This is a genomic window from Gloeothece verrucosa PCC 7822 (genome assembly GCF_000147335.1).
GTDB lineage: Bacteria > Cyanobacteriota > Cyanobacteriia > Cyanobacteriales > Microcystaceae > Gloeothece > Gloeothece verrucosa.
In genome coordinates this window covers 5,458,109-5,482,590 of sequence record NC_014501.1, presented here as the reverse complement: position 1 = coordinate 5,482,590, position 24,482 = coordinate 5,458,109, and the positions used below count along the sequence as shown (strand labels likewise).

30 protein-coding genes are annotated in these 24,482 nt (G+C 40.8%); 23 read left to right on the top strand and 7 right to left on the bottom strand.

Going from position 1 to position 24,482, the window contains the following annotated elements; all coding sequences use genetic code 11:
• The first annotated feature begins 72 nt into the window (after positions 1–72).
• The 7 genes from rplQ (at position 73) to CYAN7822_RS24575 (ending at position 4,810) form a co-directional block, all read left to right on the top strand.
• A complete protein-coding gene (gene rplQ / locus CYAN7822_RS24605) occupies positions 73–423 on the top strand; it encodes a 50S ribosomal protein L17 (protein ID WP_013324964.1) in 351 nt (116 codons plus the stop codon).
• Between the two features lie 19 nt (positions 424–442).
• Positions 443–1,297, top strand: a complete 855-nt coding sequence (gene truA, locus CYAN7822_RS24600; protein ID WP_013324963.1) for a tRNA pseudouridine(38-40) synthase TruA — start codon at positions 443–445, stop codon at positions 1,295–1,297.
• Between the two features lie 69 nt (positions 1,298–1,366).
• Positions 1,367–1,822, top strand: a complete 456-nt coding sequence (gene rplM / locus CYAN7822_RS24595; RefSeq protein ID WP_013324962.1) for a 50S ribosomal protein L13 — start codon at positions 1,367–1,369, stop codon at positions 1,820–1,822.
• Entirely contained in the window at positions 1,822–2,235 is a 414-nt protein-coding gene (gene rpsI / locus CYAN7822_RS24590) for a 30S ribosomal protein S9 (RefSeq protein WP_013324961.1), read from the top strand. The genes rplM and rpsI overlap by 1 nt, the downstream gene beginning before the upstream one ends.
• Positions 2,236–2,421: 186 nt before the next feature.
• On the top strand, positions 2,422–2,673 hold the full coding sequence (gene rpmE / locus CYAN7822_RS24585) for a 50S ribosomal protein L31 (RefSeq protein WP_013324960.1): 252 nt from the start codon (positions 2,422–2,424) through the stop codon (positions 2,671–2,673).
• 227 nt (positions 2,674–2,900) lie between these two features.
• A complete protein-coding gene (gene prfA / locus CYAN7822_RS24580) occupies positions 2,901–4,013 on the top strand; it encodes a peptide chain release factor 1 (RefSeq protein ID WP_013324959.1) in 1,113 nt (370 codons plus the stop codon).
• 293 nt (positions 4,014–4,306) lie between these two features.
• A complete protein-coding gene (locus CYAN7822_RS24575) occupies positions 4,307–4,810 on the top strand; it encodes a DM13 domain-containing protein (RefSeq protein WP_013324958.1) in 504 nt (167 codons plus the stop codon).
• 150 nt (positions 4,811–4,960) lie between these two features.
• On the opposite strand, the gene CYAN7822_RS24570 is transcribed toward CYAN7822_RS24575, so the two are convergent.
• Positions 4,961–5,584 (bottom strand): DUF3611 family protein, encoded by a 624-nt coding sequence (locus CYAN7822_RS24570; protein ID WP_013324957.1) that lies wholly within the window; start codon positions 5,582–5,584, stop codon positions 4,961–4,963.
• Between the two features lie 175 nt (positions 5,585–5,759).
• Between CYAN7822_RS24570 and CYAN7822_RS24565 the strand changes: the two genes are divergently transcribed.
• The 3 genes from CYAN7822_RS24565 to CYAN7822_RS24555 all read left to right on the top strand — a co-directional run bounded on the left by CYAN7822_RS24565 (position 5,760) and on the right by CYAN7822_RS24555 (position 10,607).
• Positions 5,760–6,251, top strand: coding sequence for a DUF1269 domain-containing protein (locus tag CYAN7822_RS24565; protein WP_013324956.1), 492 nt, complete (start codon positions 5,760–5,762; stop codon positions 6,249–6,251).
• 280 nt (positions 6,252–6,531) lie between these two features.
• Positions 6,532–10,041, top strand: a complete 3,510-nt coding sequence (gene mfd / locus CYAN7822_RS24560; RefSeq protein WP_013324955.1) for a transcription-repair coupling factor — start codon at positions 6,532–6,534, stop codon at positions 10,039–10,041.
• Positions 10,042–10,139: 98 nt separating this feature from the next.
• Positions 10,140–10,607, top strand: a complete 468-nt coding sequence (locus CYAN7822_RS24555; protein WP_013324954.1) for a DUF29 domain-containing protein — start codon at positions 10,140–10,142, stop codon at positions 10,605–10,607.
• A gap of 28 nt (positions 10,608–10,635) precedes the next feature.
• Here the strand turns inward: CYAN7822_RS24555 and CYAN7822_RS40220 are convergent, their stop codons facing one another.
• Positions 10,636–10,875, bottom strand: coding sequence for an ImmA/IrrE family metallo-endopeptidase (locus CYAN7822_RS40220; protein WP_083786904.1), 240 nt, complete (start codon positions 10,873–10,875; stop codon positions 10,636–10,638).
• 45 nt (positions 10,876–10,920) lie between these two features.
• On the opposite strand from CYAN7822_RS40220, the gene CYAN7822_RS24545 reads away from it, so the two are divergent.
• Both CYAN7822_RS24545 and CYAN7822_RS24540 read left to right on the top strand, forming a co-directional pair.
• The gene (locus tag CYAN7822_RS24545; RefSeq protein WP_041933380.1) at positions 10,921–11,319 is read left to right on the top strand and encodes a hypothetical protein; all 399 of its coding nucleotides are present in this window, start codon (positions 10,921–10,923) and stop codon (positions 11,317–11,319) included.
• A gap of 63 nt (positions 11,320–11,382) precedes the next feature.
• Positions 11,383–12,120, top strand: a complete 738-nt coding sequence (locus CYAN7822_RS24540) for a Piwi domain-containing protein (RefSeq protein ID WP_083786902.1) — start codon at positions 11,383–11,385, stop codon at positions 12,118–12,120.
• A gap of 58 nt (positions 12,121–12,178) precedes the next feature.
• Here CYAN7822_RS24540 and CYAN7822_RS24535 read toward each other — a convergent pair whose 3' ends face one another.
• Positions 12,179–12,403 (bottom strand): DUF2949 domain-containing protein, encoded by a 225-nt coding sequence (locus tag CYAN7822_RS24535; protein ID WP_245602638.1) that lies wholly within the window; start codon positions 12,401–12,403, stop codon positions 12,179–12,181.
• A 283-nt stretch (positions 12,404–12,686) separates the two neighbouring features.
• On the opposite strand from CYAN7822_RS24535, the gene purB reads away from it, so the two are divergent.
• Positions 12,687–13,982: an adenylosuccinate lyase gene (purB, locus tag CYAN7822_RS24530; RefSeq protein ID WP_013324952.1), complete on the top strand. Its 1,296-nt coding sequence runs from the start codon at positions 12,687–12,689 to the stop codon at positions 13,980–13,982.
• A 275-nt stretch (positions 13,983–14,257) separates the two neighbouring features.
• Positions 14,258–15,070: a LamG domain-containing protein gene (locus CYAN7822_RS24525; protein WP_013324950.1), complete on the top strand. Its 813-nt coding sequence runs from the start codon at positions 14,258–14,260 to the stop codon at positions 15,068–15,070.
• 21 nt (positions 15,071–15,091) lie between these two features.
• Here the strand turns inward: CYAN7822_RS24525 and CYAN7822_RS24520 are convergent, their stop codons facing one another.
• Positions 15,092–15,757, bottom strand: coding sequence for a ComF family protein (locus tag CYAN7822_RS24520; protein WP_013324949.1), 666 nt, complete (start codon positions 15,755–15,757; stop codon positions 15,092–15,094).
• Positions 15,758–16,032: 275 nt separating this feature from the next.
• On the bottom strand, positions 16,033–16,302 hold the full coding sequence (locus CYAN7822_RS24515; protein ID WP_041933992.1) for a DUF1816 domain-containing protein: 270 nt from the start codon (positions 16,300–16,302) through the stop codon (positions 16,033–16,035).
• Between the two features lie 265 nt (positions 16,303–16,567).
• Between CYAN7822_RS24515 and CYAN7822_RS24510 the strand changes: the two genes are divergently transcribed.
• The 8 genes from CYAN7822_RS24510 (at position 16,568) to CYAN7822_RS24475 (ending at position 21,783) form a co-directional block, all read left to right on the top strand.
• On the top strand, positions 16,568–16,918 hold the full coding sequence (locus CYAN7822_RS24510) for a ferredoxin-thioredoxin reductase catalytic domain-containing protein (protein ID WP_013324947.1): 351 nt from the start codon (positions 16,568–16,570) through the stop codon (positions 16,916–16,918).
• Positions 16,919–16,921: 3 nt separating this feature from the next.
• Positions 16,922–17,323, top strand: a complete 402-nt coding sequence (locus CYAN7822_RS24505) for a DUF309 domain-containing protein (RefSeq protein ID WP_013324946.1) — start codon at positions 16,922–16,924, stop codon at positions 17,321–17,323.
• Between the two features lie 32 nt (positions 17,324–17,355).
• A complete protein-coding gene (locus tag CYAN7822_RS24500) occupies positions 17,356–17,844 on the top strand; it encodes an LptA/OstA family protein (RefSeq protein ID WP_013324945.1) in 489 nt (162 codons plus the stop codon).
• 56 nt (positions 17,845–17,900) lie between these two features.
• Positions 17,901–18,629, top strand: coding sequence for an LPS export ABC transporter ATP-binding protein (gene lptB, locus CYAN7822_RS24495; protein ID WP_013324944.1), 729 nt, complete (start codon positions 17,901–17,903; stop codon positions 18,627–18,629).
• Between the two features lie 8 nt (positions 18,630–18,637).
• A complete protein-coding gene (locus CYAN7822_RS24490) occupies positions 18,638–19,804 on the top strand; it encodes an LptF/LptG family permease (protein WP_013324943.1) in 1,167 nt (388 codons plus the stop codon).
• A 259-nt stretch (positions 19,805–20,063) separates the two neighbouring features.
• Positions 20,064–20,426: a photosynthetic/respiratory NAD(P)H-quinone oxidoreductase subunit C gene (ndhC, locus tag CYAN7822_RS24485; protein ID WP_013324942.1), complete on the top strand. Its 363-nt coding sequence runs from the start codon at positions 20,064–20,066 to the stop codon at positions 20,424–20,426.
• A gap of 78 nt (positions 20,427–20,504) precedes the next feature.
• Positions 20,505–21,251: a photosynthetic/respiratory NAD(P)H-quinone oxidoreductase subunit K gene (gene ndhK / locus CYAN7822_RS24480; protein WP_013324941.1), complete on the top strand. Its 747-nt coding sequence runs from the start codon at positions 20,505–20,507 to the stop codon at positions 21,249–21,251.
• Complete coding sequence (locus CYAN7822_RS24475; RefSeq protein ID WP_013324940.1) at positions 21,244–21,783, top strand: NAD(P)H-quinone oxidoreductase subunit J; 540 nt, start codon at positions 21,244–21,246, stop codon at positions 21,781–21,783. The genes ndhK and CYAN7822_RS24475 overlap by 8 nt, the downstream gene beginning before the upstream one ends.
• 83 nt (positions 21,784–21,866) lie before the next feature.
• Here the strand turns inward: CYAN7822_RS24475 and CYAN7822_RS24470 are convergent, their stop codons facing one another.
• Both CYAN7822_RS24470 and CYAN7822_RS24465 read right to left on the bottom strand, forming a co-directional pair.
• On the bottom strand, positions 21,867–22,466 hold the full coding sequence (locus CYAN7822_RS24470; RefSeq protein WP_041933991.1) for a Uma2 family endonuclease: 600 nt from the start codon (positions 22,464–22,466) through the stop codon (positions 21,867–21,869).
• A 59-nt stretch (positions 22,467–22,525) separates the two neighbouring features.
• On the bottom strand, positions 22,526–23,317 hold the full coding sequence (locus CYAN7822_RS24465) for an aminotransferase class IV (RefSeq protein ID WP_013324938.1): 792 nt from the start codon (positions 23,315–23,317) through the stop codon (positions 22,526–22,528).
• A 182-nt stretch (positions 23,318–23,499) separates the two neighbouring features.
• On the opposite strand from CYAN7822_RS24465, the gene CYAN7822_RS24460 reads away from it, so the two are divergent.
• A complete protein-coding gene (locus tag CYAN7822_RS24460) occupies positions 23,500–24,474 on the top strand; it encodes an alpha/beta hydrolase (protein WP_245602637.1) in 975 nt (324 codons plus the stop codon).
• The last annotated feature ends 8 nt before the right edge of the window (positions 24,475–24,482 follow it).

The following is a 24,482-nucleotide window of genomic DNA, read 5'->3' as shown; positions in this document are numbered from 1 at the left end:
CGGTGAATAATCACTAACCACCGGCCAGTGGCAACCGATAACTGACAACAATCTATAGAGAGAAAAAAAACAATGCGTCATCGATGTCGTGTACCTCAATTAAGCCTGCCGGCAGATCAACGCAAAGCCTTACTGCGAGCGTTGACCACAGAGCTTATTCGTCATGGTAAAATTACCACCACCCTCACCAGAGCTAAAGCCGTTCGCGCTCATGCCGAAAAAATGATTACTCTGGCTAAAGATGGTTCTCTAGCCGCTAGACGGCAAGCGATGGGCTATATCTATGATAAACAGCTAGTCCATAAGCTATTTGAAAAAGCTCAAGAACGTTATAGCAACCGCAATGGGGGATATACCCGAGTGGTGAGAACCTTGCGCCGTCGCGGAGATAACTCAGAAATGGCAATTATTGAATTGGTCTAATCGTTTGTTGTAAAAGTCAGTGGACAACCCTCACCCCAAGGTAGAAAAACAGCGAGTAGCCCTAGTCATTCAATATCTAGGGACGCATTTTCATGGGTGGCAACGCCAACCCAACCGGCGCACCGTTCAAGAAGAGATCGAAACAGCGATCGCCCAGGTTTTGGGTTACCCCATTACCTTACACGGAGCCGGAAGAACCGATGCCGGAGTCCACGCGGCAGCACAAGTAGCCCACTTTGACCAAATGAGTTTAATTCCGCCGTACCGTTGGGCAACCATCCTGAACTCTCGTTTGCCTGACGATATTGTCGTAAGAGCATCCCATAAGGTCTGTGATACCTGGCACGCTCGCTTTTCTGCCCTTTGGCGACGTTACCGTTATACCATTTACACCGACAAACAACCTAACTTGTTTGTTAAGCCCTTCAGTTGGCACTACTATCAATATCCTCTCTCTGAATCCCTGATGCAGGCAGCCTTAGAGCCATTATTAGGCAAGCACCATTTAGCGGCTTTCCATCGAGCTAATTCGGCGCGAACTCACTCTTGGGTAGAAGTTCAAGCCGTACAATGTTATCGAAGTGGGCCGTTTATTCATGTAGAGATTCAAGCCAATGGGTTTTTATATGGAATGGTACGCCTGCTCATGGGAATGTTAATCGAAGTGGGAAATCAACAACGATCCCTATCAGAGTTTACCAACATCTGGAAAAACCAGAGACGCGAAGAGGTTAAATACGCGGCTCCCGCCAAAGGGTTATGTTTATTAAGGGTAGGTTATCCGGAATTTCCCTTTGCTCCTAGCGTTTGGTATGATACTCAACCGATGTTCGTCTTTAATCCCACTGAGCCAAGCCAGGCTATCCCCGTATAGCCGTAAAAACCCCAGTAACTATTAGGTAGCTACCTATTACTAACCATTAACAAGCACCTAACAACCAAAATGAACAAAACACCCCTTCCTAATCCAGAAACATTAGACAAAAAATGGTATCTCATAGACGCATCAGGACAACGTTTAGGCCGTCTTGCGTCTGAAATTGCCATGATCTTACGGGGAAAAAACAAACCCACTTATACCCCTCATTTAGATACCGGTGACTTCGTAATTGTTATTAATGCTGAAAAAGTCGTGGTAACCGGTAAAAAACCCCAACAAAAACTTTATCGCCGTCACTCGGGCCGTCCCGGCGGAATGAAACTAGAAACCTTTCAAAAACTGCAAATTCGTTTACCCGAGAGAATTGTCGAAAAAGCTGTAAAAGGAATGTTACCGAAAAATACCCTAGGTCGCCAACTTTTTACTAAATTAAAAGTCTATGACGGACCGAATCATCCTCATCAAGCTCAAAAACCTGAAATTTTAACCATTAATACTATTCCCGGTGGAGAAAAATAATGCAAGCGACAGAAACAAGAGATAGAGTAGTCTATTGGGGAACCGGACGCCGCAAAACAGCTATCGCCAGAGTCCGTTTAATTCCTGGTACAGGGCAAATAACCGTTAATGGCAAAACCGGCGATATCTACTTCAATCAAATTGCTGACTATATTCAAGGGATCAAAGCCCCATTAGAAACTTTAGGGCTAGAAAATGACTATGATATCCTAGTCAAAGCTCACGGCGGCGGGCTGACAGGACAAGCCGATGCTGTTAAACTAGGAGTGGCTAGAGCCTTGTGCCAACTCGCTCCAGAAAATCGCCAACCCCTGAAGACAGAAGGATATTTGACCCGAGATCCTCGAGCCAAAGAGCGGAAAAAATACGGTTTACACAAAGCTCGTAAAGCTCCTCAATACTCTAAGCGTTAGAATAGATTTTAGAGTAGGGAACACCCGAACAGGTGGAACCAGTTGCGCTATCCGAGTTCCCCGAAGGGAGCATACTGGCACTGTGCCGCACTCCGCGCTTCTTAAAGGGAACAAAACACATCACTAACTACTGACCACTGACCACTAACAACCAACAACTGACAACGAAAAACCCGAAAAATAACTATGCCTAAAACAGATATTCACCCAACTTGGTATCCTGAAGCCAAAGTCATCTGTAACGGTGAAGTGGTGATGACCGTTGGTTCAACTCAACCAGAAATTCATGTAGAAGTCTGGTCAGGGAATCATCCCTTTTTTACCGGTACTCAGAAAATAATCGATACTGAAGGAAGAGTAGATCGTTTCTTACGTAAGTACGGGATGGTTGATAGAAATAAAAAGAAAAACAAAGCTTCTGATGCCAAGGAAAAATAGCAATTTAGCTAATTATATTTGCCCAGCAGAGTCATTTCTGCTGGGTTAAACATATTTTTTAAATTAGTAGGGAATGGCGAGTAAGAGTAATAAATTGATTCCCCAAGCGAAAAAAGACAAGCTCAAGATGTGCAATCTATACATTATATAAGTAGGAGTTAAAGCTACTTTCTATTCCCGACTCTCGCGAGATCATTAAATTAACACTAGAAAAACGAGTAAATCCGATGGCTGAAGCATATCTTTTAGAAAAACTAAAATCTGTTGAACTAACCTACAGAGAATTAACCCGCCGCCTAGCTGATCCAGATATTGCCACTAACCCAGATGAATTACAACGAGTGGCTAAAGCACGTTCTTCTCTGGAAGAAACGGTTAATACTTATGAAACTTGGCAAAAAACCAAGGAAGAATTGGCAGGGGCCCGACAAATTCTTAAAGAATCCGCCGGCGATCTAGAATTACGGGAAATGGCCGCTTTAGAAGTACAGGAATTAGAACAACAGTTAGAAACTCTAGAAAGTCGACTTAAAGTTCTTCTTCTCCCTCGTGACCCTAATGATGACAAAAACATTATGTTAGAAATTCGGGCCGGCACCGGTGGCGATGAAGCCAGTATTTGGGCGGGCGATTTAGTGCGAATGTACTCTCGCTATGCTGAATCCCAAAGATGGGCAGTAAAACTGGTGAGTGAGTCTCTGGCTGATATGGGCGGCTTTAAAGAGGCTATTCTAGAAATACAAGGGGATAGCGTCTATAGTAAGCTGAAATTTGAGGCAGGGGTTCACCGAGTACAACGGGTACCCGTGACAGAAGCCGGTGGACGGGTTCATACTTCAACGGCTACTGTAGCGATTATGCCCGAAGTGGATGAGGTAGAAGTGCAAATAGACCCCAAAGACCTCGAAATTTCTACCGCCCGGTCCGGAGGCGCAGGCGGACAAAACGTCAACAAGGTTGAAACAGCCGTAGATTTGTTTCATAAACCCACTGGAATTAGAATCTTTTGTACAGAGGAACGTTCGCAATTGCAAAACCGGGAACGGGCGATGCAAATTTTGCGGGCTAAGTTGTATGAAATGAAACTGCGCGAACAACAAGAGGCAGTGAGTTCTATGCGGCGATCTCAGGTGGGCACCGGTTCCCGTTCCGAAAAGATTCGTACCTACAATTACAAGGATAATCGTGTAACCGATCATCGTCTGGGACAAAACTTTAGTTTGGTTGGCGCTTTAGAAGGGGATATAGACGAGATCATTCAATCTTGTATTTCTCGTGATCAACAAGAACAGTTGGCTGAGTTAGCAAATTCTCCGGAAACCTCTCCAGTGCTTAATTAATTTACTCTTTTGGCTGAATAAATTAGAATAAGACAATAAATTGCGAATTTTAGGGACATATTACAAATGTGTCCCTATGGGTTTTTAGGGTTGATTTATTTTTAACTATAACTTCTCAGTTTTCTCAGGAATTTTTTAAGTAATTTTCAGGCTTCGATTAAATATAGCTCAGTTTGGTAGTGCATTCTAATCATTACAAGCAAGTTCTACTCTCGTCGTTACCAAAAAATTGCGACTTAGCACAAGAGTAAATCGTTGTATTAAAGCCAAACATTGATTAGGAGACACCACTCATGAAATTTAGTCGATTTATTCTTTGGGGAATGGTTCCTGTTATGGGTTCAGTTATAGCAACCGCAAGCTATGGTCGATCTTTGTCAGATGCAAAATTCAAGACAAATCTAGTTCCGGCAACGGCCATCACTCAACGTCAAACACAAACCATCGCCTTTACAGGCAACTTTGTTAAAGCTGAAGCCCCAACCACTGGAACAGCAAGGATCGTTAGAGAGGGAGGGCACAATTTCTTAGAATTAGATGGAGCCTTTAGTACCAGTAATCAAGGTCCTGATCTTCATGTTCTTTTAGACTCCTCTACCACTCCTCCTCAAAGTTATTCTAACCAGAATAGTTACATTAATCTTGGTAAGTTGCGAAGTTTTCAAGGAGCGCAACGCTATCCAATTCCAGATGGTATTGATCTGACTAAATATAAGTCAGTAGTCATTTGGTGTCGCATGGCAAACGCTACTTTTGGTTATGCTTCTTTGCGTCCTAACACTAATGCCAGAAAATAATTAAAATAACTTCCGAAAATTTCGAGTCTAAATATCAAATTATGACGATGTTTTCTAGGAGAAATGAGAGCAATATTTTCTCTTTTTTCTCCTAAAATTTTAGGTAATTAAATCTACTTTTGTTGACAAATTAAAGTAAATTACTCGGATTTATTCTGACAGTTGTTTACTCGGTTCATCTTGACTAGAATTAAACAAATGTTGGGTCATTTTGCTCAACAATAATAGTGCAATGATAATTCCTATCAGTTCAGCCGCAATAGTATTGATCATTGCCTGAATTGTAATCATATCTGATGGGGTGATCAAGGGACTTCGATTACTGAAATCGCCTCCTGCCCCTGGAGTAATGATCGTAGCTCCTTGAGGTAAACTTAACATATTAAGTGTTAGAGTTCCTACCCGTCCCAGGGCAATCAAAAGAGCGCAGAGCATCCCAACAATATTAATCATTAATCCCATCCATAAAGACCGCAACACGGCAACTTTTGGGCGGCGTAAATCAGCATTTTCCAACTTACGGCCCAGACGGACGTACTGAAAACTCCAATACATGGTCAATAGAAGCCCTACTAAACAGGCGATCACCACAAATAACTCTAAGGATGTAGTTCCTCGACTTTGACTCTTCAGTAAGCGGACAATCAAATAAAGAAACGGAATAAACCCTAATATCACTTGTAGCCAAAAACCCACCCAACCCATGCGGCGAAGACTATTGGCCATACGCTGAGGACTGATGGGAGGAATATCGGATTTAAAAAAATTAATCATACTCAAAATGTTGGGAAGTTATTAGTTAACACTTCCCGAGCTTTCATAACAATTCAAACAAGTTGAGAAGTATTATAACTAAAAATTGTTCTAAATTAATCAAACTTAATTTTATGGGGACAACTTCAGTCATGGTAAGATTAGCCTAAACCACCAAATCTGTTACAGCAAAACTATGGCAACCCTCACTGTTTGGAAATTTAATACTGCCGTTGGTGCCCAAGAAGCATTGACTAAATTAACTCAGTTACAAAAGGAGCAGATCATCGAAATAAAAGATGCCGCTACCGTTTCTTGGCCCGAAGGCAAAAAAAAGCCTAAAACCCAACAGGCTATTAATTTAGCGGGTTTAAGCGCTTTAGATGGAGCTTTCTGGGGATTACTTTTTGGAATACTCTTTTTCTGCCCCATTTTAGGTATAGCTCTTGGTGCATCTATGGGAGCTTTGTCAGGATCTTTAGCTGATTACGGCATCAATGACGACTTTATTAACGATGTCAAAAGCAAAGTCACTGAAGGGACATCTGCTCTATTTTTATTGACAGGTGATGTGACTCTCGACAAAGTACAACAGTCTCTCGGAGACATTAATGCCGAACTAATTCAGTCAAATTTATCCAATGAACAGGAAGCTAAACTAAGGGAGCATTTCAGTCCAGAATTCTAGTTAAAAGAGCTAGTGAAAACTTAATGAAAAACCATCAATCACAGAGTTATAGCTAACCGGAAAAAACTAACTAAATAACAAAAAGTCTTCAAAAATTTGTGGCGATTTTAACGAGGGTTGATGGGTCAAGATGAATTAAGATTATTACCGTCAAACAAGAGTTTCAAAAAGTAATAGAATTGTCAATCAGCCAACAAAGGCTATATACCCTTGTCTATCGCTATCTCGATCTGACACAATGATCATATTGGTGGGTATATATAGATTTGCAGAACCATCTATGAGCTTTGATTCAATCATTCGTGCCATCGGGCGATCACCCCTAACAACTGAACTCCTCGGTAAACTCAAACGCCATCAAGCCTTACAGTTAAGCGGCATTCCCCGTTTACCTAAAGGACTGATCGCCTCTAGTTTGGCACAAACTGAAAATCATAACTTATTAATCATCTGCCCGACATTAGAAGAAGCCGGACGTTGGGCGACGCAACTAGAGGCCATGGGATGGAAAACGGTTCATTTTTATCCCACTTCAGAAGGTTCCCCCTATGATCCCTTAAACCCTGAATCTGAGATGATTTGGGGGCAATTACAAGTTTTATCAGGCATTAATAACCCTGAAGCCTTTGTTCAGGGTGAACGGGAAAACTCAAAACAGCAATATGCTTTAGTCACCACAGAGAAAGCCTTACAGCCGCATCTGCCCCCACCCCAACAATTGTATGCTTATTGCCTGAACTTCCAACAGGGAATGACTCAGGAAGTCAAAACCTTAGATACAGCCTTAACGCGGCTAGGATATGAACGGGTTAACTTAGTAGAAACCGAAGGACAATGGAGTCGCCGGGGGGATATCGTGGATATATTTCCCGTTTCTGCTGAACTGCCCGTCCGTCTAGAATGGTTTGGGGATGAATTAGAACAACTGCGGGAATTTGATCCAGCCACTCAACGATCTTTGGATCAGATCACTCAATTAACCCTAACCCCCATCAGTTACTTTCCCATTATTGCTGATAGTATTTTAAATCCTGAAAAAGTCTTATCACCCTATTTATCGGCTGAACAACTCGAAGGAATAGAAAACCGCAACTTCCCAGAAGGAATGCAGCGATTTTTAGGGCTTGCCTACGAAAAACCCGCCTCTTTATTGGATTATTTGCCGCCCAATACTTTCTGCGTTTTTGATGAAGTCGAACAATGTCAGGCTCATAGTGATCGTTGGATAGAATATATAGAAGAACAATGGCAAGATTTAGACCCCCCCTTGCCAAAAATACATCGAATTTTTCGAGAATCTCTAGAATTGAGTCAGCAATTTCCTATCCTTTACTTATCAGAAATTGCTGAAGAAGTTCCTAAGACAGAAATACCTAATTTAGATTTATCGAGTCGTCCTCTTCCCGTCACTCCCAATCAGTTTGCCAGATTAGCCGAAATATTGCGAGGAAAAAGAGAAATTTATAGCGGCATAAATCTTAATAAATACGCCATTTGGTTAGTTTCTGCTCAACCTTCCCGCACCGTTTCTTTACTCGAAGAACATGATTGTCCTGCCCAATATATCCCCAATCCTCGGGACTATCCTGCTATTGACAAATATCAAACCCAGGATACAGCCATCGCCCTTAAATACTCAGGATTAGCAGAATTAGAAGGCTTTATATTACCCACTTATAGAATTGTTGTTGTCACCGATAAAGAATTTTTTGGACAACAAACATTAGTCACAGGTGCTTATGTCCGTAAACGTCGCCGCGCCGCTTCCAAACAAGTTAATCTAGATAAATTAAGACCCGGTGATTATGTCGTTCATCGCCATCATGGCATCGGTAAATTTATTAAATTAGAAATATTAGAATCTCGAGAATATGTCCTCATTCAATATGCCGATGGAACCTTAAGAATCCCTTCAGATTCATTAGATAGTTTATCCCGCTATCGTCAAACCGGTAATCATCCTCCCGAACTCCATAGAATGGCCGGCAAAGCCTGGGAACAAACTAAACAAAAAGTTCGCAAATCGGTGAAAAAATTAGCAGTAGATTTAATCAATCTCTACGCTAAACGCGCTCAACAAGAAGGCTTTTCCTTCCCAACTGATAGCCCTTGGCAACAAGAATTAGAAGACTCTTTTCCCTATCAACCCACACCCGATCAACTCAAAGCCGTTCAAGAAGTGAAACGCGACTTAGAAAGCGATCGCCCGATGGATCGTTTAGTGTGTGGCGATGTGGGATTTGGCAAAACAGAAGTCGCTGTCCGTGCCATTTTTAAAGCCGTTACCAGTGGCAATAAACAGGTCGCATTTCTTGCCCCGACGACAATTTTAACTCAACAACATTATCATACTCTTAAAGAAAGATTTGCTCCCTATCCTATCAATATTGGTTTACTCAACCGTTTTCGAACTCCTTCAGAAAACAAAGACATTTTACAGCGTTTATCCACAGGAGAATTAGATATCGTCGTCGGAACTCATCAACTCCTCAGTAACAAAATTAAATTTAAAGACTTGGGTTTATTAGTAATCGATGAAGAACAACGGTTTGGGGTAAATCAAAAAGAGAAAATCAAAACCTTAAAAACCCAGGTAGATGTTTTAACCTTAACCGCAACCCCTATTCCTAGAACATTATATATGTCCCTTTCAGGCGTGCGAGAAATGAGTTTAATCACCACTCCTCCACCCTCACGCCGCCCCATTAAAACCCATTTATCCCCTTATAATTCAGATGTGATCCGAACAGCCATTCGCAACGAATTAGACCGAGGAGGACAGATTTTTTATGTGGTTCCTAGAGTAGAAGGAATCGAAGAAGTCGCCGCAGAAATTCGCCAAATGGTTCCTACTGCTAGAATTGCCATTGCACATGGCCAAATGGACGTATCAGAATTAGAAACCACCATGTTAGCCTTTAACAATGGGGAAGCTGATGTTTTAGTCTGTACAACCATTATTGAATCAGGTTTAGATATTCCTAGAGTCAATACCATCATTGTCGAAGATGCCCAAAAATTCGGATTATCCCAACTTTATCAACTGCGAGGGCGGGTAGGGCGTTCAGGAATACAGGCCCATGCTTGGTTAGTTTATCCCCATAAAGCCGCCTTAACAGAAACCGCGCGGCAACGGTTACGCGCCTTACAAGAATTTACTCAATTAGGGTCAGGATATCAATTAGCCACAAGAGACATGGAAATTCGCGGCGTGGGAAATCTTTTAGGGGCTGAACAATCTGGGCAAATGGAGGCTATAGGATTTGATTTATATATGGAGATGCTACAAGATGCCATTCGAGAGATTCAAGGACAAGAAATTCCCAAGGTAGAAGATACCCAAATCGATCTCAAATTGACGGCTTTTATTCCTGCCGATTATATTAGCGATATCAACCAAAAAATGGATGCTTACCGCACCATTGCTACAGCCAATTCACCCGCAGATTTAAAACAAATTGCTGCCGATTTATGCGATCGTTATGGGGCGTTACCTTCTCCTGTAGAACAGTTATTACAGGTTATAGAATTGAAACAGCTTGCCAAGTCTTTGGGATTTTCTCGCATTAAACCGGATGGAAAACAGCACGTTGTTTTAGAAACGCCGATGGAAGAACCGGCTTGGAAGTTGTTAGAGGAAAATTTGCCGAAACATTTGCAAGGACGGTTTGTTTATAGTCCGAAGAAAGTCACGGTGAGAGGGTTAGGGGTTGTGAAACCTAAGAAACAGTTGGAGAGTTTGATTGAGTGGTTGGAGAAGATGAAGGGGGCTTTACCGGAGATAATTTGATCCCCCCAACCCCCCTTAATAAGGGGGGCTTAAAGTCAGGATTAATTAAATAATCAAGTAAAAATGATCTTAAATTTAGCTTTAATTAAGAGGTGAATATGCAGACTTTAGAGGATTTAAAAAACATTTATGAAAGTGATGATGCTCAATGGTTGGAGGAAACTATAAAATTATTAAAAAATAAGCAGTTTGAGGGAGTTGATTTAGAACATTTAATTGAGGAGTTAGAAGAGTTGGGAAGAGAGAAAAAAAATGCTGTAGCAAGTCTGTTAGAACAAATTATTCGTCATTTATTAATGTATCAATATTGGACAGCAGAGCGAGAACAAAATGCTAATCATTGGGAAGCGGAAATCTACAGTTTTAAAACTCAACTCAATCGCCTGCTAACAACTAACCTCGCTAATTATTTACAAGATAATCTTGAAACAATTTATCAGTCTTCGCTAAAATATGTCCAGAAAAAAACTCGACTTAAAAATTTACCCTCTAATAATCCTTATTCCTGGAAGGATTTATTAGATCAGGATTATTTACCGTCGTTTGGTGAAGATGAAAAACAATAAATAAATGTACAGCTAAATTTAGACAGAATTACTCTTTTTTTCGACTGGGTACGGCTTCTCCTAAATAAATTTGTTTAGAATTTGGATCGTGAACAATCCAGTTTAGAGATTTGAGCCTATGAACTAAGTTAGAAATTGTGACTCCAAATTCGTCTTTCATTTTATAAAGATCTTTCCAGTTAGTTAAATCATATTTGTATCGTTTCTCTTCAAGAATATGCTTAGGCATTAGTAAGCAACTGGCAAAATATTGAGCCTGCCATTCTATTCCTTTTTGTTCATTTTGTAATTTTTATAAGACTGAGGTGTCTGCATGAGTTCTCTACTTTTGGCTGAAATTTTTACTTTATCCTTGTCTAACTCTAATGTTGCTTGTTTTGAATTAAATCCAAAAATTGAACGTAACGAGGGGAATAAATTAAGTTTTCATCTAAATCGAAATTTACCCAGGATAAGTGTTGTTTGGCATCAAGGCTATTTTTATGCTTTAAGTAAAATTGATAATGGTAGTAATTATAAACTTTCTCAGGAAGAATGGCAGGAGATTTTAGAAAGTGTTCAGGATTTACTGAAAGATTATAAAGAACGTTGCTTTCAAGTTAAGTTAATTGAAATTGCACAAATGTCTCCTAGTATTAAGGCTCAACTTGCCTGTCAAATTCTGAGTAAACCACAAACAAAATTTGAAATACCTGATGCTATTCCACTCTAAATTATTTTATCGTCCATCATTTGATATAGAAACTGTACCTTTACGAGCGTTGAACATCGACAAATATTAAATCAAATCATTCCTGGCATATTAGCAAAATTGGGGAATTTACCATTTATTTTAGCCGAGCCGTTAGAAATAGCCGATTATTTTATTGGCTTAGATATTTCTAGAGAACGTAAACGAAATTCACGGGGAAGTAATAACGCTTGTGGAAGTGTTCGCCTTTATGGGAAGCAAGGAGAATTTATTCAATATCAACTTGATGATCAACCCATTGAGGGAGAAGAAATTTCTGGAAAATTTTTAGAAAGATTTTTTCAAGAATCCGAATTAAAAGATAAAACCGTTTTAATTTACAGAGATGGATTATTCCGAGGGAATGAAGCAAAATTTTTGAACAACTGGGCAAAAGCTATTGGTTCAAAATTTATTTTAGTAGAGTGCATAAAATCCGGTGTTCCACGTTTATATAATTGGAGTCAAAAAACTGTTGTTGCACCAGATAAAGGTTCATCCCTGCTCTTATCTTCTCGTGAAGCAATTTTAGTCACCACTAAAGTACCCGCAAATATTGGTTTAGCTCGTCCATTAAGATTAAAAATTCATGAGGAAGGAGAGCAAGTAGCTATTGAAAAAGTTCTAGAAACTACATTGAAACTGACGCTACTTCATCATGGTGCTTTACAGACACCTCGCTTACCAATGCCCATTTATGGAGCAGATCGTATGGCTTATTTACGCTTAAAAGGTATTTATCCTACAAACTGGTTAAATGGAGATCGTCAATTTTGGTTGTAACTAAAATTTATACTAGCTTCCAGGATCAGGTAGTTGTGCCTATTTTTGTCTATCAATTTTAAAGTTGAGCCGATTGCTCTTGCCAAGTAAAAATTTTATCCAACTGTGCTAAGGTAATCAATCCATACTGCCACAGCAGCATTGGTAATGAACCGTAAGATATTTCCGACTTTTTGATCACTAAATTCAAGGCAGCCGAAGGGATTTTTAATTCCTCCAACAGAAATTCAAATAAACTGTTTTTTTGCTGTAACTCATTCATTTTCTCACCATCGGATAGCATTTAATGATTAATATATTCACCTCAACTACATCGCACATCCGATAATTTACGGTTTTTTCCAGTAATAAAGGCTTGAACTCAGCCAAACTTTAAGTATTTTCTGGTAGTTGACAGTAACGTTTCTCACCAGAGTCAATCGGGCTTGTTGTCATAGCATTATGCACTGTGCCGCCCGATAAAACCTTCCCATCTCGTCTAATTTTTCACAAATCTTATCTTTATTTAACATTAATCCTTGACTAATCGGGTATACAATGAAAGGTTGTATTGTACCGCACAGGCTGTGATAGAACGTTACACTCTCCCCGCAATGGGCGAACTTTGGACAGATACCTATAAACTGAAAACTTGGCTAGAAGTAGAATTGGCAGTCTGTGAAGCCCAAGCAGAACTGGGTTATATCCCCTCCGAAGCAGTAGAAGAAATTAAAGCCAAGGCAAATTTTGACCCTCAGCGTGTCCTGGAAATCGAAGCCGAAGTCCGTCACGATATGATCGCTTTCCTCACTAATGTCAATGAATATGTAGGAGATGCAGGACGCTACATTCATCTCGGCTTAACCAGTTCAGACGTACTAGATACGGCCCTAGCTTTGCAACTGGTGGCAAGTCTTAATTTAATCCTAGAGTGTCTAGAAGAATTGATCCAAGCCCTACGTTATCAAGCTCAACAACACCGAAACACCGTTATGGTAGGGCGCTCTCACGGTATCCACGCTGAACCCATTACTTTTGGCTTTAAATTGGCGGGATGGTTGGCTGAAGTGTTGCGAGGCCGTGAGCGGCTCGTGCGTCTGAGAAAAGATATAGCTGTGGGCAAGATTTCTGGGGCTGTGGGAACTTATGCGAATATTGACCCGAAAATAGAAGCAATTGCCTGTCAAAAACTCGGTTTAGAACCGGATACCGCTTCAACTCAAGTCATCTCCCGTGACCGTCATGCCGATTTTGTGCAACAATTGGCTCTGTTAGCCGCTTCTATAGAACGTTTTGCCGTAGAAATTCGCAACCTACAACGAACAGATGTCCTAGAAGTCGAGGAATTTTTCGCCCCTGGACAAAAAGGGTCTTCTGCGATGCCTCATAAACGAAATCCTATCCGTTCAGAACGCTTAACGGGAATGGCGAGAATTATCAGAGGCCATACGGTGGCGGCTTTAGATGATGTGGCTTTGTGGCATGAGAGAGATATTTCTCATAGTTCTGTAGAACGGGTAATTCTGCCAGATTGCTGTATTCTCACTCATTTTATGCTCAAAGAAATTACCGACTTGGTTAAACATCTGTTGGTTTATCCAGAAAATATGAAGCGGAACATGAATGTTTATGGTGGGGTAATCTTTAGTCAAAGGGTGTTACTAACCCTCGTCGAAAAGGGAATTAGCCGAGAAGAAGCTTATAAAATCGTTCAAACCAACGCTCATCAAGCTTGGAATACCCCTAATGGCAATTTCCATGATTTGATTAGCAAAGACCCTAGAGTTAATGAACTTCTCTCACCTCAAGAGATTGAGGCTTGTTTTGCTCCCGAACATCATCTCAAAAATTTAGATAGTATTTATCAAAAGTTAAGCATTTAACCAAGATTTCAGTATTTTAAGGGTGACAAAACGGAAAATTTCTAGGTATAATTTCTAAAAATCAGCGACTCGGTTTTTAACAATCTTGTCATAATTGAGATGAGTTGGCCGGGACCCACAACTTTAAGAATGCTGGCAATGCCTAGCATAGGTTTTCCTATGGTGCTGTGATCAAGATCAACTATAGCAAGTGACATAGCTCACTGCTATAAAAGGATTTTTCGTATATCCTCAATTCCATAGGACCAACGCTACTCTATTAATCTCAGATGACAATGATGTTATATGACCCCAAAACCCGTCTAGAATGCCTTCAAAGCGTTCTAGAATTTGATGGCAAAGACGATAAGATAGAAATTCCTTACTCAGAAATTTTGAACCCCACCAGTTTTACAGTAGAGGCGTGGGTAATGTGCAAAGGCGGTTTCTATGGAGGTATGCCTGTTAGCTCTTATGAATGGGATGCTCAAGAAGGATCTAAAGGCTATACGTTATTTACGATTCCCTGGCTAACGGGGGAAAATTGGTGTGAGTTTTGGATTTATGGCACAAACATGGGAGGATATAGTGGTATTCCTACAGGCTTCAGTCCCTCGATCGTTCAAAATGATGTTTGGACCCATCTCGCAGGAACTTACGACGAGCAATCAAAAACCCACAGTTTTTATGTCAATGGAGAACTGAGTGCTGACCCCATCACCATTGGATTTGAGCCATATAAGCCAAATCGTAGCAGTGTACTACGCATTGGCACCGGCGATAGAGCGGACCTTAATCCTCGGGCGGTGGTGCAACTCGGTGATAGTTTTAATCCTTTGTCCTGTGGCGTAGGGTCTTCAAAAGAGTATTTTTTCTTTAAAGGTTTAATTGCTGAGGTTCGCATCTGGAATAAAGCCAGGTCCCAAAAACAAATTCAAGCCAATCTATACCGTCGTTTGAAAGGTAACGAATCTGGATTAGTGGGCTACTGGCCTTTAAATGAAGGTTTTGGCAATCAAGTCAAAGACAAAACCGCTAACCACAACAACGGGAAAATTTTTGGTCACCCCACTTGGGTAGCGGCTCAAATTCCCCTCGATTTCAATTAATCCTCAGCCGACTTGAGACAATTAAACTGATTGTTTCTTAGCAGTCGAAAGCGCTACCACTCCCATCACTTCAATTCCCCCCAAGCGCAACGTCTGAGCCGCTTCTTTAACAGTTGTTCCTGTAGTATAAATATCATCTACCAGTAAAACAGATGAGTGAGGAAAAGACTTTAGTAAAGATTTTCCTATTTTAAAAGCTTTATTGATATTTTCTTCTCTTGCGCTAGTACCTAAACTAAACATCGCTTGAGTATCTTTCACTCTTTCTAAACCCTTTGCTATCAAAGGATAACCCGTTAATTGACAAAATCCCGATGCAATTAACGCCGCTTGATTAAACCCTCGCTCTTTTAATTTATCTCCATGAAGAGGAATAGGAATGACGATTATTTTTTTAGAGGGAAAAGAACGAGAAGATTTGCTCCAAGCTTCTCCTAACCAACGTCCTAAAAAAGTGCCTAATTCGGGATGATGATTATATTTCATGGTCGCAATGGCTTGTTTTAACTTGCCGCCGTATTCTCCCCAAACAAAAAGCGGTAAATCCCCTTGCCAAAATTGGCCAGGATTTTTCATTTGGCAACTTTTCAGTTGTCGTTGACAATCTCGACAAAGGCTATCTGATGCGGCACGTTCACAAAGGGAACAATTGGGTTTAAAAAATAGAGACAGTAAACTTTTAAACATCAATAATGAATTAACAAATCCTTGTCAGTCAGTGGTCATCATTCAGAGAAAGCTAAAAACTGACCACCATAACCTCATTTTACGTTTATTTTCGCCAAATTAAGCTAAGAGGCATTTAAATTTAATATGCTCAAGTTAAGCAATAAACCTCTAACCCTTTCCCCACACCCTACCCCCTGTCGCCAAGAACAATTTATATGCGTGACAGCTTATCACCTCTATCATCCAGGTGAGGCCGATTTTTTGTTCCTGTTCCCCAGAATTTTGTTCCCCCTTCAATCATGACAAATTGTTAACTTTTTGGGTTGACATTTTTCTATTTTTATGGTAACCAATAGTGCCCCTTCATCTTGTAGGTCTTTCGAGTAATCGAGTTGACTCACTTGAGCTTCAGTCACCGTATCAAAAGGGCCAAAATAGTAAATACAAACTGGATTTTTAGTAAGAATTTTTACCCACCATTTACGGTTATCCTGTGACTGCCATCGAGATATTAATAAGCAGATACTAATTAAATAAATAAAAAACAAAAAAACGCCTAGCATAACCATTTTTCGAGCCAGCCCTAAGTCAGGCGTGAATTTTTACTTTGAATTTCTTTGTAGTTATTTGAGCATTAAATGGAAAAAAAGCTTAAAAAATTGAAATGACTAAGGAATAGTGATAATTAATGATTACTAAGGCAACTGATGCTCTGATTCAGAGACTTTACCGTCTCACCTGCCGTTTTTGCCCTTCTTAAGGTACGATTAACTAGACTATGATAACAAAGTTAACCCAATTCACTCTATATATCACTAGATAGAAATCATGACCATAGCCGACTCCGATAAATCCTTAGAGGCAATGAAAAACTTTGCCGAAAAATACGCTAAACTGACAGGAACTTACTTTTGTAGCGAACCTTCAGTAACCGCAGTAGTCATTGAAGGATTAGCCAGACATAAAGAAGAGTTAGGCTCTCCTCTGTGTCCCTGCCGTCACTACGAGGACAAAGAAGCAGAAGTCAGACAAACTTATTGGAATTGTCCTTGTGTTCCCATGAGAGAGAGAAAAGAATGTCACTGTATGTTGTTTATTAGACCCGATATGGATTTTGTGGGCGACAAACAGGAAATCTCTTTGGAGTACATCAAAGAAATCAAAGCAAGCATGGGGTGACAAATGTTACCAGCAGCCTTGTTACAAGCTGTGGAAGAATTTAACGAGCAGGAATTTTATGCCTGTCACGACACCTTAGAGGCTTTGTGGATGGACTCTACAGAGCCGCTTAAAACTTTCTATCAAGGAATGTTACAGATTGCCGTAGGTTGTTACCACCTAGAAAACCAAAACTGGCGAGGTGCAGTGATTCTTTTAGGAGAAGGACTCAGAAAACTCAACCACTATCAACCGACCTATCAAGGGATTGATGTAGAAAGTCTAGTCCTAGACTCTCAAGAGTTACTTCAAACATTACAACAAACCGGACCCGAGCAACTTTCGCAGGTGCTAGAAAAACTCAATGCTTCTGAGTCAAGAGGAATCCTCCCACGTTTGCCAAAAATCGTTACGATCGATCATTAGAGATCTGATTTGTTAAAACAGGAGATAAGATAATGTTGTCCTTTCCTAGGTTGATCAATATGAAAGGCTCGTGGAAATATGGGTTATTGATTCCTATATCTTTAATCGGTTTAATCGGTATTTCTAGCCCCCTCAAAGAAGCGGAAGCACAAACCCCCTCAAATGGGAGTGCTTTAACTGTTCGCTCTGATGTTCAAGAAGCCAATTCCGAAACCGGAGTGATCACTGCTCGAGGGAATGTACAATTCTATTATCCGGCCCGTAACATTCAAGGAACGAGCGCTCAGGCTCAATATTTTAGCAGAGAACGTCGTTTAGTCTTGAGTGGCAATGTCTACGTGCTACAAGAAGGAAATAGTATGAGAGCAGAAACCATGACCTATCTCATTGACGAAGGTCGTTTTATTGCTACTCCCCAACCCCAACAGCAGGTAGAATCGATTTACATCGTTCAAGAGTCCCCCCAACCCGTCAAATCTCCACCGGCACCGGCCAAACCGGCACCCTCTTTGCGACGTTAGGGAACAACTCTCACCGATGTTTATTCGACTCACTCACTTAATCCTCATTTTTGATCGTGACACTCATTCTAGACAACGTTCACAAATCCTACGGAAAACGCACAATCGTTAATCGAGTTAGTATTCGCGTTGATAGTGGTGAAATCGTCGGGTTGCTCGGTCCCAATGGGGCAGGCAAAACGACGACTTTCTACATTGCTACTGGCTTAATTAAACCTAATCAGGGCAAAGTTTGGCTAGAAAAGCAGGAAATCACCGCTATGCCGCTCCATCGACGGGCCCACTTAGGACTCGGTTATATGACTCAGCAAGCCAGTGTTTTTCGCTATTTGAGCGTCAAAGAAAATATTCTATTGGCTTTAGAGCAATCTAAAATTCCTCATTATCAAAAAAATATCAGATTACAAGAGCTATTAAGAGAATTCCGTTTAGAAAGGGTAGCTAACACTAAAGGGGCCTATATTTCAGGAGGAGAACGCCGCCGAACCGAGTTAGCTCGAGCTTTAGCAGTGGGAACTCACGGCCCAAAATTTTTACTATTAGATGAACCCTTTGCTGGCGTTGATCCCATTGCTGTGGCTGAAATTCAAACCATTATTGCACAACTGCGCGAGCGCGGCATGGGCATTTTAATTACCGATCATAATGTACGGGAAACCTTAGCCATTACTAATCGCTCTTATATTATGCGAGACGGACAAATTTTAGCTGCCGGAAGCTCAGAAGAACTCTATAATAACCCTCTGGTTCGTCAGTATTATTTAGGAGATAACTTTCAACTGTGAGATGAAACATGAAAAGCGATGTCTTTAAGTTTTCAGCTAGGTTAATTCCTAAAATCCCTAGTGTAGATAGCTATGTATTTATGGAATTATTCATCCCTTTTTTGTTTGGAATGGGATTGTTTACTTCTCTAGGAATTGCTATTGGGACTTTATTTGATATCGTTCGGAAAGTGACAGAATCGGGATTATCTATTAGCATTGCTTTGCAAATTTTGATGTTAAAAATGCCCGAGTTTGTTGTCTTAGCTTTTCCGATGTCAATTCTTTTAGCAACTCTAATGGGTTATAGCCGCCTTGCCAGTGATAGTGAATTGATTGCTTTCCGTAGCATTGGCATCAGTCCTTATCGGTTACTCGTCCCCAGTCTCATTCTCAGTTTGATGGTAACGGGAACCACCTTTTTCTTTAGTGATTATGTGGCTCCTCAAGCCACTCAACAGGCTAAAAGCATTTTAGCAGATGCTCTAAAACAAGATAAACCTTTACAAGTAGAAGATAATATTATATATCCTGAATATAAAAAAATTACTCAAGACAATGGACGAGATCAAACCATATTAACCCGTCTATTTTATGCTGAAAAATTTGATGGGCAACAAATGCAGGGGTTAACCATTTTGGATCGTTCTCAACCGGGAGTTAACCAAATTGTTACTTCTCAGTCAGCCATCTGGAATGTGGATCAAAATAGTTGGGATTTTTATAATGGAACAATTTATTTAATTGCTCCTGATGGCTCCTATAGAAATATTGTCAGATTTGAACATCAACAACTTGATCTGCCCAGAGCGCCGCTTGATATCGCTAAAAGAAAACAAAATCCAGCCGATATGAGCATCGCTGAAGCTAAAGAATATTTAAAAATCGTCAAGTTAAGTAAAAATGACCAGAGAGCGAGAAAAGTTGAAGTAAGAATTCAAGAAAAATACGCTTTACCTTTTGTTTGTATCGTATTTGGTTTGATCGGTTCTGCTATAGGATTAAAACCTCAAAATACCAATAAAGCTACCAGCTTTGGAGTCTGCATTGTGTTAATTTTCTCTTACTATTTACTCTCTTTTATAACGAGTTCGATGGGAATTTGGGGAATTGTTACGCCGACGGTATCCGCTTGGCTTCCTAATATTTTAGGACTGTTGGCAGCCATGAGTTTATTAGTCCAAACCGCTAAATAAAGCCACTCCCCCATAGCGCCTCAGCCAGAGCCATAGATAAATCTTAATAGAATTAATTTAAAAAACTACAGGACAATCCGGGTTAGCTCCTTGTCATCGGGAGCAGCACTGCTCACCAGTGAAAGTAAACCGAACCATAAAATCTTTAAAACAATAGCGTTAGAATAAAACCCTTATAATACATAATTAGTGAAGAAATATAAACATCAGTCTTTTCTGATGACTGGAGTGAGTCTAGCACAGGAGTAATAATTAAATCGTGTTTGTCCTCAGTGGTTACGAATATTTACTCGGCTTCCTACTAACTTGTAGCTTAGTGCCCATCTTAGCTCTAACCGCCTCAAAACTCTTGCGTCCCAGTGGTGGAGGCCCTGAGCGGCGTACTACCTACGAATCTGGGATGGAACCAATTGGTGGCGCTTGGATTCAATTCAACATCCGTTACTATATGTTTGCCCTAGTTTTTGTGGTGTTTGACGTGGAAACAGTATTTCTCTACCCTTGGGCAGTGGCGTTTAATCGTTTGGGAGTCTTGGCTTTTATTGAAGCCCTAATTTTCATTGCGATTCTAGTGGTGGCGCTCGTCTATGCCTGGAGAAAAGGCGCACTAGAATGGTCTTAGACGTTCTCCCCTTGGGGTGTCTTGCTCCCCGTCTTGATTTATTTGACTCCCTAGTTGTATTCTAACTTTGAAAAAACCATGAGTCCAAATCCAACCACTCAAAGCGATCTCTTCATTCAGCAACAAAAAGAACAGATCCTCAACCCGATCAATCGTACTAAAGTCACTCAAGACCTTTCTGAAAACGTCATCCTAACGACGGTTGATGACCTCTACAACTGGGCTAGACTTTCTAGTCTTTGGCCGATGTTGTATGGAACAGCTTGTTGTTTTATCGAATTTGCGGCTTTAATTGGTTCTCGCTTTGACTTTGACCGTTTTGGCTTAGTCCCTCGTTCTAGCCCCAGACAAGCCGATTTAATTATTACTGCTGGCACGATTACCATGAAGATGGGACCGGCCTTAGTACGGCTTTATGAACAAATGCCAGACCCTAAATATGTCATCGCTATGGGCGCTTGTACCATTACTGGCGGGATGTTTAGTAGCGACTCCACCACCGCCGTTAGAGGGGTAGATAAACTCATTCCCGTAGATGTGTATATTCCGGGTTGTCCTCCTCGCCCTGAAGCGATTTTTGATGCCATCATTAAATTACGCAAAAAAGTCGCTACTGATTCGATTCAAGTGCGTCCTGAACAAACCCATCGCTACTACAGCACTACTCACAAAATGAAAGAGGTTTCCCCCATTTTGACGGGTCAATACCTACGCTCTCAAACTCGTCAGGCTCCACCTTTAGAACTAACTGAAGCAATGGGAATGCCCGTTCCTCCCGCTTTATTGACCTCCAAGCAAGAAAAGGAAGTAGTAGATCGTGGCTGAAGAAAATAAACCCGAAAATGTAACCGAGGAACCCTCTCAAGAAACCGCCATTGTCGAAGCAGGACCAACTTCGAGTTGGTTAACGGAAAATGGTTTTGAGCATCAGTCCCTAGAAAAAGATCATTTGGGAATTGAACTGATTAAGGTCGATGCAGAGTTTTTACTGCCTATTGCTACGGCCCTTTACGCTTACGGGTTTAATTACCTTCAGTGTCAAGGCGCTTATGACCTTGGGCCGGGTAAAGAATTGGTCAGTTTTTATCACTTGCTCAAAGTTGAGGATAATGTAGATTCTCCCGAAGAACTCCGTCTAAAAGTGTTTTTGCCTCGCGATAATCCTAGAGTTCCTTCTGTTTATTGGATCTGGAAAGGAGCCGATTGGCAAGAACGAGAAAGTTTTGATATGTACGGCATTGTCTATGAGGGACATCCCAATCTCAAACGCATTTTGATGCCGGAAGATTGGGTCGGTTGGCCGTTGCGAAAAGATTATATTTCGCCAGACTTTTACGAGTTACAAGACGCTTTTTAACTCAATCTTGCCAGAATTTTTCTTCCTTCTTATAGTGGGGGAGTTCATTTTCTAAGGTGGGCAATGCTCACCTTAAATTTTTTTTATATCCAAATTTTGCTCAAGTCTAAAATAAATCCTGGTAATACTTCTTCACCACTGACTTCTGTGGGCGATTGTAAAATTTCTACCTCTCTATTTACTCTATAAATTTCTACTTGCCGCTCTTGAGGATTAATCAGTAAACCTAAGCGAACTCCATTAGCTTGATACTCTAACATTTTTTCTTGGAGATCGGATAACTTGTCAGTATGGGAACGTAACTCAATGAGAAAATCCGGTGCAATTGGTGGGAATTTCTGCTGTTGTTCTGGGGTAAGAACATTCCAGCGCTCTAGTTTTATCCATGCAACATCAGGCGATCTCTGTCCACCGAGAGGGAGTCGAAAAACCGTAGAAGAACTAAAAACTTCCCCTAACTGGGTTTGAGTGTTCCAATTATAAACTTGACTCCCTAAGTGCATTTCGCGCTTTCCACTTTCTCCACCCACTGGAGACATAATAATTAATACTCCTGTTGCTGTTAATTCTAAAGGTTGCTCTGGATTAGCAAGACATAGTTGATAGAATTGTTCGTCGCTGAGATGGATGGGACTAAAATCAAGACGGATTGGTTCAACAATTGACGATTCTAATCGAGTCATAAAGCCTTTTTTTTTCAGATTTATAAGATTTATAATCCCTTCTCCTTTAGCTTGAATCATTAACTAAGGACTATATTCCGTAATTGTTCTAAAGCCGCATGAGAAGTCTTGAAAGTTAATTTCCCTTGTGGGGATAAAATAGTGGCAAAAGGAACCATTTCTACCACACAATTACTATAAGCAATCACTTCTAAATCTTCGATAAAATCAGGAGTCCATTCATTTTGCGCTACAGCAATATCCTGACTCTCTAAAGCCGCTAAAAGATGGGATCGCCCTATCCCCGGTAAAATCTCTCCTCTGAGTGCAGGAGTCCACCAACAGCCGTTTTTCCAGCCCCATAAATTCCCGGTAGAGGTTTCTAACCAATTACCCTGACTATCGATTAAAATCGCCTCTTGTGCCCCTAATTGTTGGGCTTTCTGAAGTGCTAACCACGCGCCTAAATAGTTACCCGTTTTATGAGCGGCTAAAGAACGTTGAAACAGAGTATCTTCAGCCACCCATCCTCTAATCCCCTGTTGTTGACGTTGTTCTAAATCTGGGGCTAAAGTTCGTCCCGTAATCCATTCTCGCCCATCGGCAAAGATAACTATCCTTAAAACTGGATAATCTGATAATAATGCCGCTCCTTGTCTAATTCGCTTCCAGTCGGGAAATTGCCAGCCAAACACCTCTATGCTCCTGTGAAGGCGATCACAGTGAGATTGCCAATGAGTTAAAGGGTGATCCAAAGACTGATCATAGACTCGCAGGGTGGTAAAAACCGTCGCCCCATAAATTAATCCCGGATCAGTAATGTTCAAACATAAACTTTCCCCATCCACCAATTCACCGTTATACCAAAACATGAGCAAATAATTAAGAAAATATAAAATTTTCGGAAAATACCTAAAAACTTAGTGTATCTTACTATATCAATAAATTTTAAAACCGCCAGCACCCAAAACTATAAATAGCTGGTATATAACAAGCCCCGAACTCAGGTCGTCTATGGCCTGAGTTTGATATTTTAGGCATATTCAGGAATTTTTTGTCAAAGTTTCTAACCCTCAAATTTGAAGCGATTATGCCTCTGTTACCCGAAGTTAAGGATTTCCTCCAACAATATCAACAATTACCAACCCTAAACCAATTAAGTCCCCAAGATGCAAGAAAGTTAGCCGCTATGGGGTATAAACTCAATCCTAATCGACAGGTAAAGGTTGCTGAAATCTCAGAACGTCTATTACCTAATTATCCGGTCCCTGTAGCTTTACGGATTTACACACCATCTGGCACTCCTCCTTTTCCGGTAGTAGTTTACTTGCATGGTGGGGGATGGGTACTGGGAAATCTAGAAATGGCAGACGGAACTTGTCGAATTTTATGCAAACAAGCGCAGTGTGTCGTAGTTTCCGTCGATTATCGTCTGGGGCCTGAAAATAAATTTCCGGCGGGGGTAGAAGATGCTTATGCAGCAACTTTATGGGCGAGTCGTCATGCTGATCAATTAAGAGGAAATCCTCAACAACTGGCCATTGCCGGAGATAGTGCAGGAGCCAATTTAGCCGCCGTAGTAGCCTTAATGGCACGTGATCGGGGAGAATTTTCTTTAATTCATCAATTATTAATTTATCCAGTTACTAATTATGCAAATGATACTCCTTCCTATCTTGAATATGCAGTAGGATATGGTTTAACGCCAGAGGATATGGTCTGGTTTTGGCAGCATTATCTGCCCCATCCCGAAGCCGGAAATAGTCCTTTAGTGTCGCCGCTACAAGCAGAATTTTTAGGAGGTTTACCCCCGGCATCGATCTATACTGTGGAATATGACATTTTACGTTCTGAAGCAGAAATTTATGCAGCCAAATTACAACAGGCAGGAGTTAATGTTTTTCATAAATGTTATCCAGGGTTAATACATGGTTTTTTAGGAGTTCCCATTTTAACCCCTGTGACTAATCCAATTTTGTTAGAGATAGCAGAAAATTTAGAGCAAGCCTTGAGAAAACATCATCCTTGAACTTAGCC

Excerpts from the sequence above, each read along its gene's own strand:
- CYAN7822_RS24515 (WP_041933992.1), bottom strand. The coding sequence starts at position 16,302 with ATGCTAGGCGTTTTTTTGTTTTTTATTTATTTAATTAGTATCTGCTTA.
- rpmE (WP_013324960.1), top strand. The coding sequence starts at position 2,422 with ATGCCTAAAACAGATATTCACCCAACTTGGTATCCTGAAGCCAAAGTC.
- mfd (WP_013324955.1), top strand. The coding sequence starts at position 6,532 with ATGAGCTTTGATTCAATCATTCGTGCCATCGGGCGATCACCCCTAACA.
- CYAN7822_RS24470 (WP_041933991.1), bottom strand. The coding sequence starts at position 22,466 with ATGACTCGATTAGAATCGTCAATTGTTGAACCAATCCGTCTTGATTTT.
- CYAN7822_RS24575 (WP_013324958.1), top strand. The coding sequence starts at position 4,307 with ATGAAATTTAGTCGATTTATTCTTTGGGGAATGGTTCCTGTTATGGGT.
- prfA (WP_013324959.1), top strand. The coding sequence starts at position 2,901 with ATGGCTGAAGCATATCTTTTAGAAAAACTAAAATCTGTTGAACTAACC.
- CYAN7822_RS24545 (WP_041933380.1), top strand. The coding sequence starts at position 10,921 with ATGAGTTCTCTACTTTTGGCTGAAATTTTTACTTTATCCTTGTCTAAC.
- rpsI (WP_013324961.1), top strand. The coding sequence starts at position 1,822 with ATGCAAGCGACAGAAACAAGAGATAGAGTAGTCTATTGGGGAACCGGA.
- CYAN7822_RS24555 (WP_013324954.1), top strand. The coding sequence starts at position 10,140 with ATGCAGACTTTAGAGGATTTAAAAAACATTTATGAAAGTGATGATGCT.
- CYAN7822_RS24465 (WP_013324938.1), bottom strand. The coding sequence starts at position 23,317 with ATGTTTTGGTATAACGGTGAATTGGTGGATGGGGAAAGTTTATGTTTG.
- CYAN7822_RS24525 (WP_013324950.1), top strand. The coding sequence starts at position 14,258 with ATGATGTTATATGACCCCAAAACCCGTCTAGAATGCCTTCAAAGCGTT.
- ndhK (WP_013324941.1), top strand. The coding sequence starts at position 20,505 with ATGAGTCCAAATCCAACCACTCAAAGCGATCTCTTCATTCAGCAACAA.
- CYAN7822_RS24505 (WP_013324946.1), top strand. The coding sequence starts at position 16,922 with ATGTTACCAGCAGCCTTGTTACAAGCTGTGGAAGAATTTAACGAGCAG.
- CYAN7822_RS24535 (WP_245602638.1), bottom strand. The coding sequence starts at position 12,403 with ATGCTATCCGATGGTGAGAAAATGAATGAGTTACAGCAAAAAAACAGT.
- CYAN7822_RS24490 (WP_013324943.1), top strand. The coding sequence starts at position 18,638 with ATGAAAAGCGATGTCTTTAAGTTTTCAGCTAGGTTAATTCCTAAAATC.
- CYAN7822_RS24565 (WP_013324956.1), top strand. The coding sequence starts at position 5,760 with ATGGCAACCCTCACTGTTTGGAAATTTAATACTGCCGTTGGTGCCCAA.
- CYAN7822_RS24510 (WP_013324947.1), top strand. The coding sequence starts at position 16,568 with ATGACCATAGCCGACTCCGATAAATCCTTAGAGGCAATGAAAAACTTT.
- CYAN7822_RS24500 (WP_013324945.1), top strand. The coding sequence starts at position 17,356 with ATGTTGTCCTTTCCTAGGTTGATCAATATGAAAGGCTCGTGGAAATAT.
- rplQ (WP_013324964.1), top strand. The coding sequence starts at position 73 with ATGCGTCATCGATGTCGTGTACCTCAATTAAGCCTGCCGGCAGATCAA.
- CYAN7822_RS24520 (WP_013324949.1), bottom strand. The coding sequence starts at position 15,757 with ATGTTTAAAAGTTTACTGTCTCTATTTTTTAAACCCAATTGTTCCCTT.
- CYAN7822_RS24570 (WP_013324957.1), bottom strand. The coding sequence starts at position 5,584 with ATGATTAATTTTTTTAAATCCGATATTCCTCCCATCAGTCCTCAGCGT.
- rplM (WP_013324962.1), top strand. The coding sequence starts at position 1,367 with ATGAACAAAACACCCCTTCCTAATCCAGAAACATTAGACAAAAAATGG.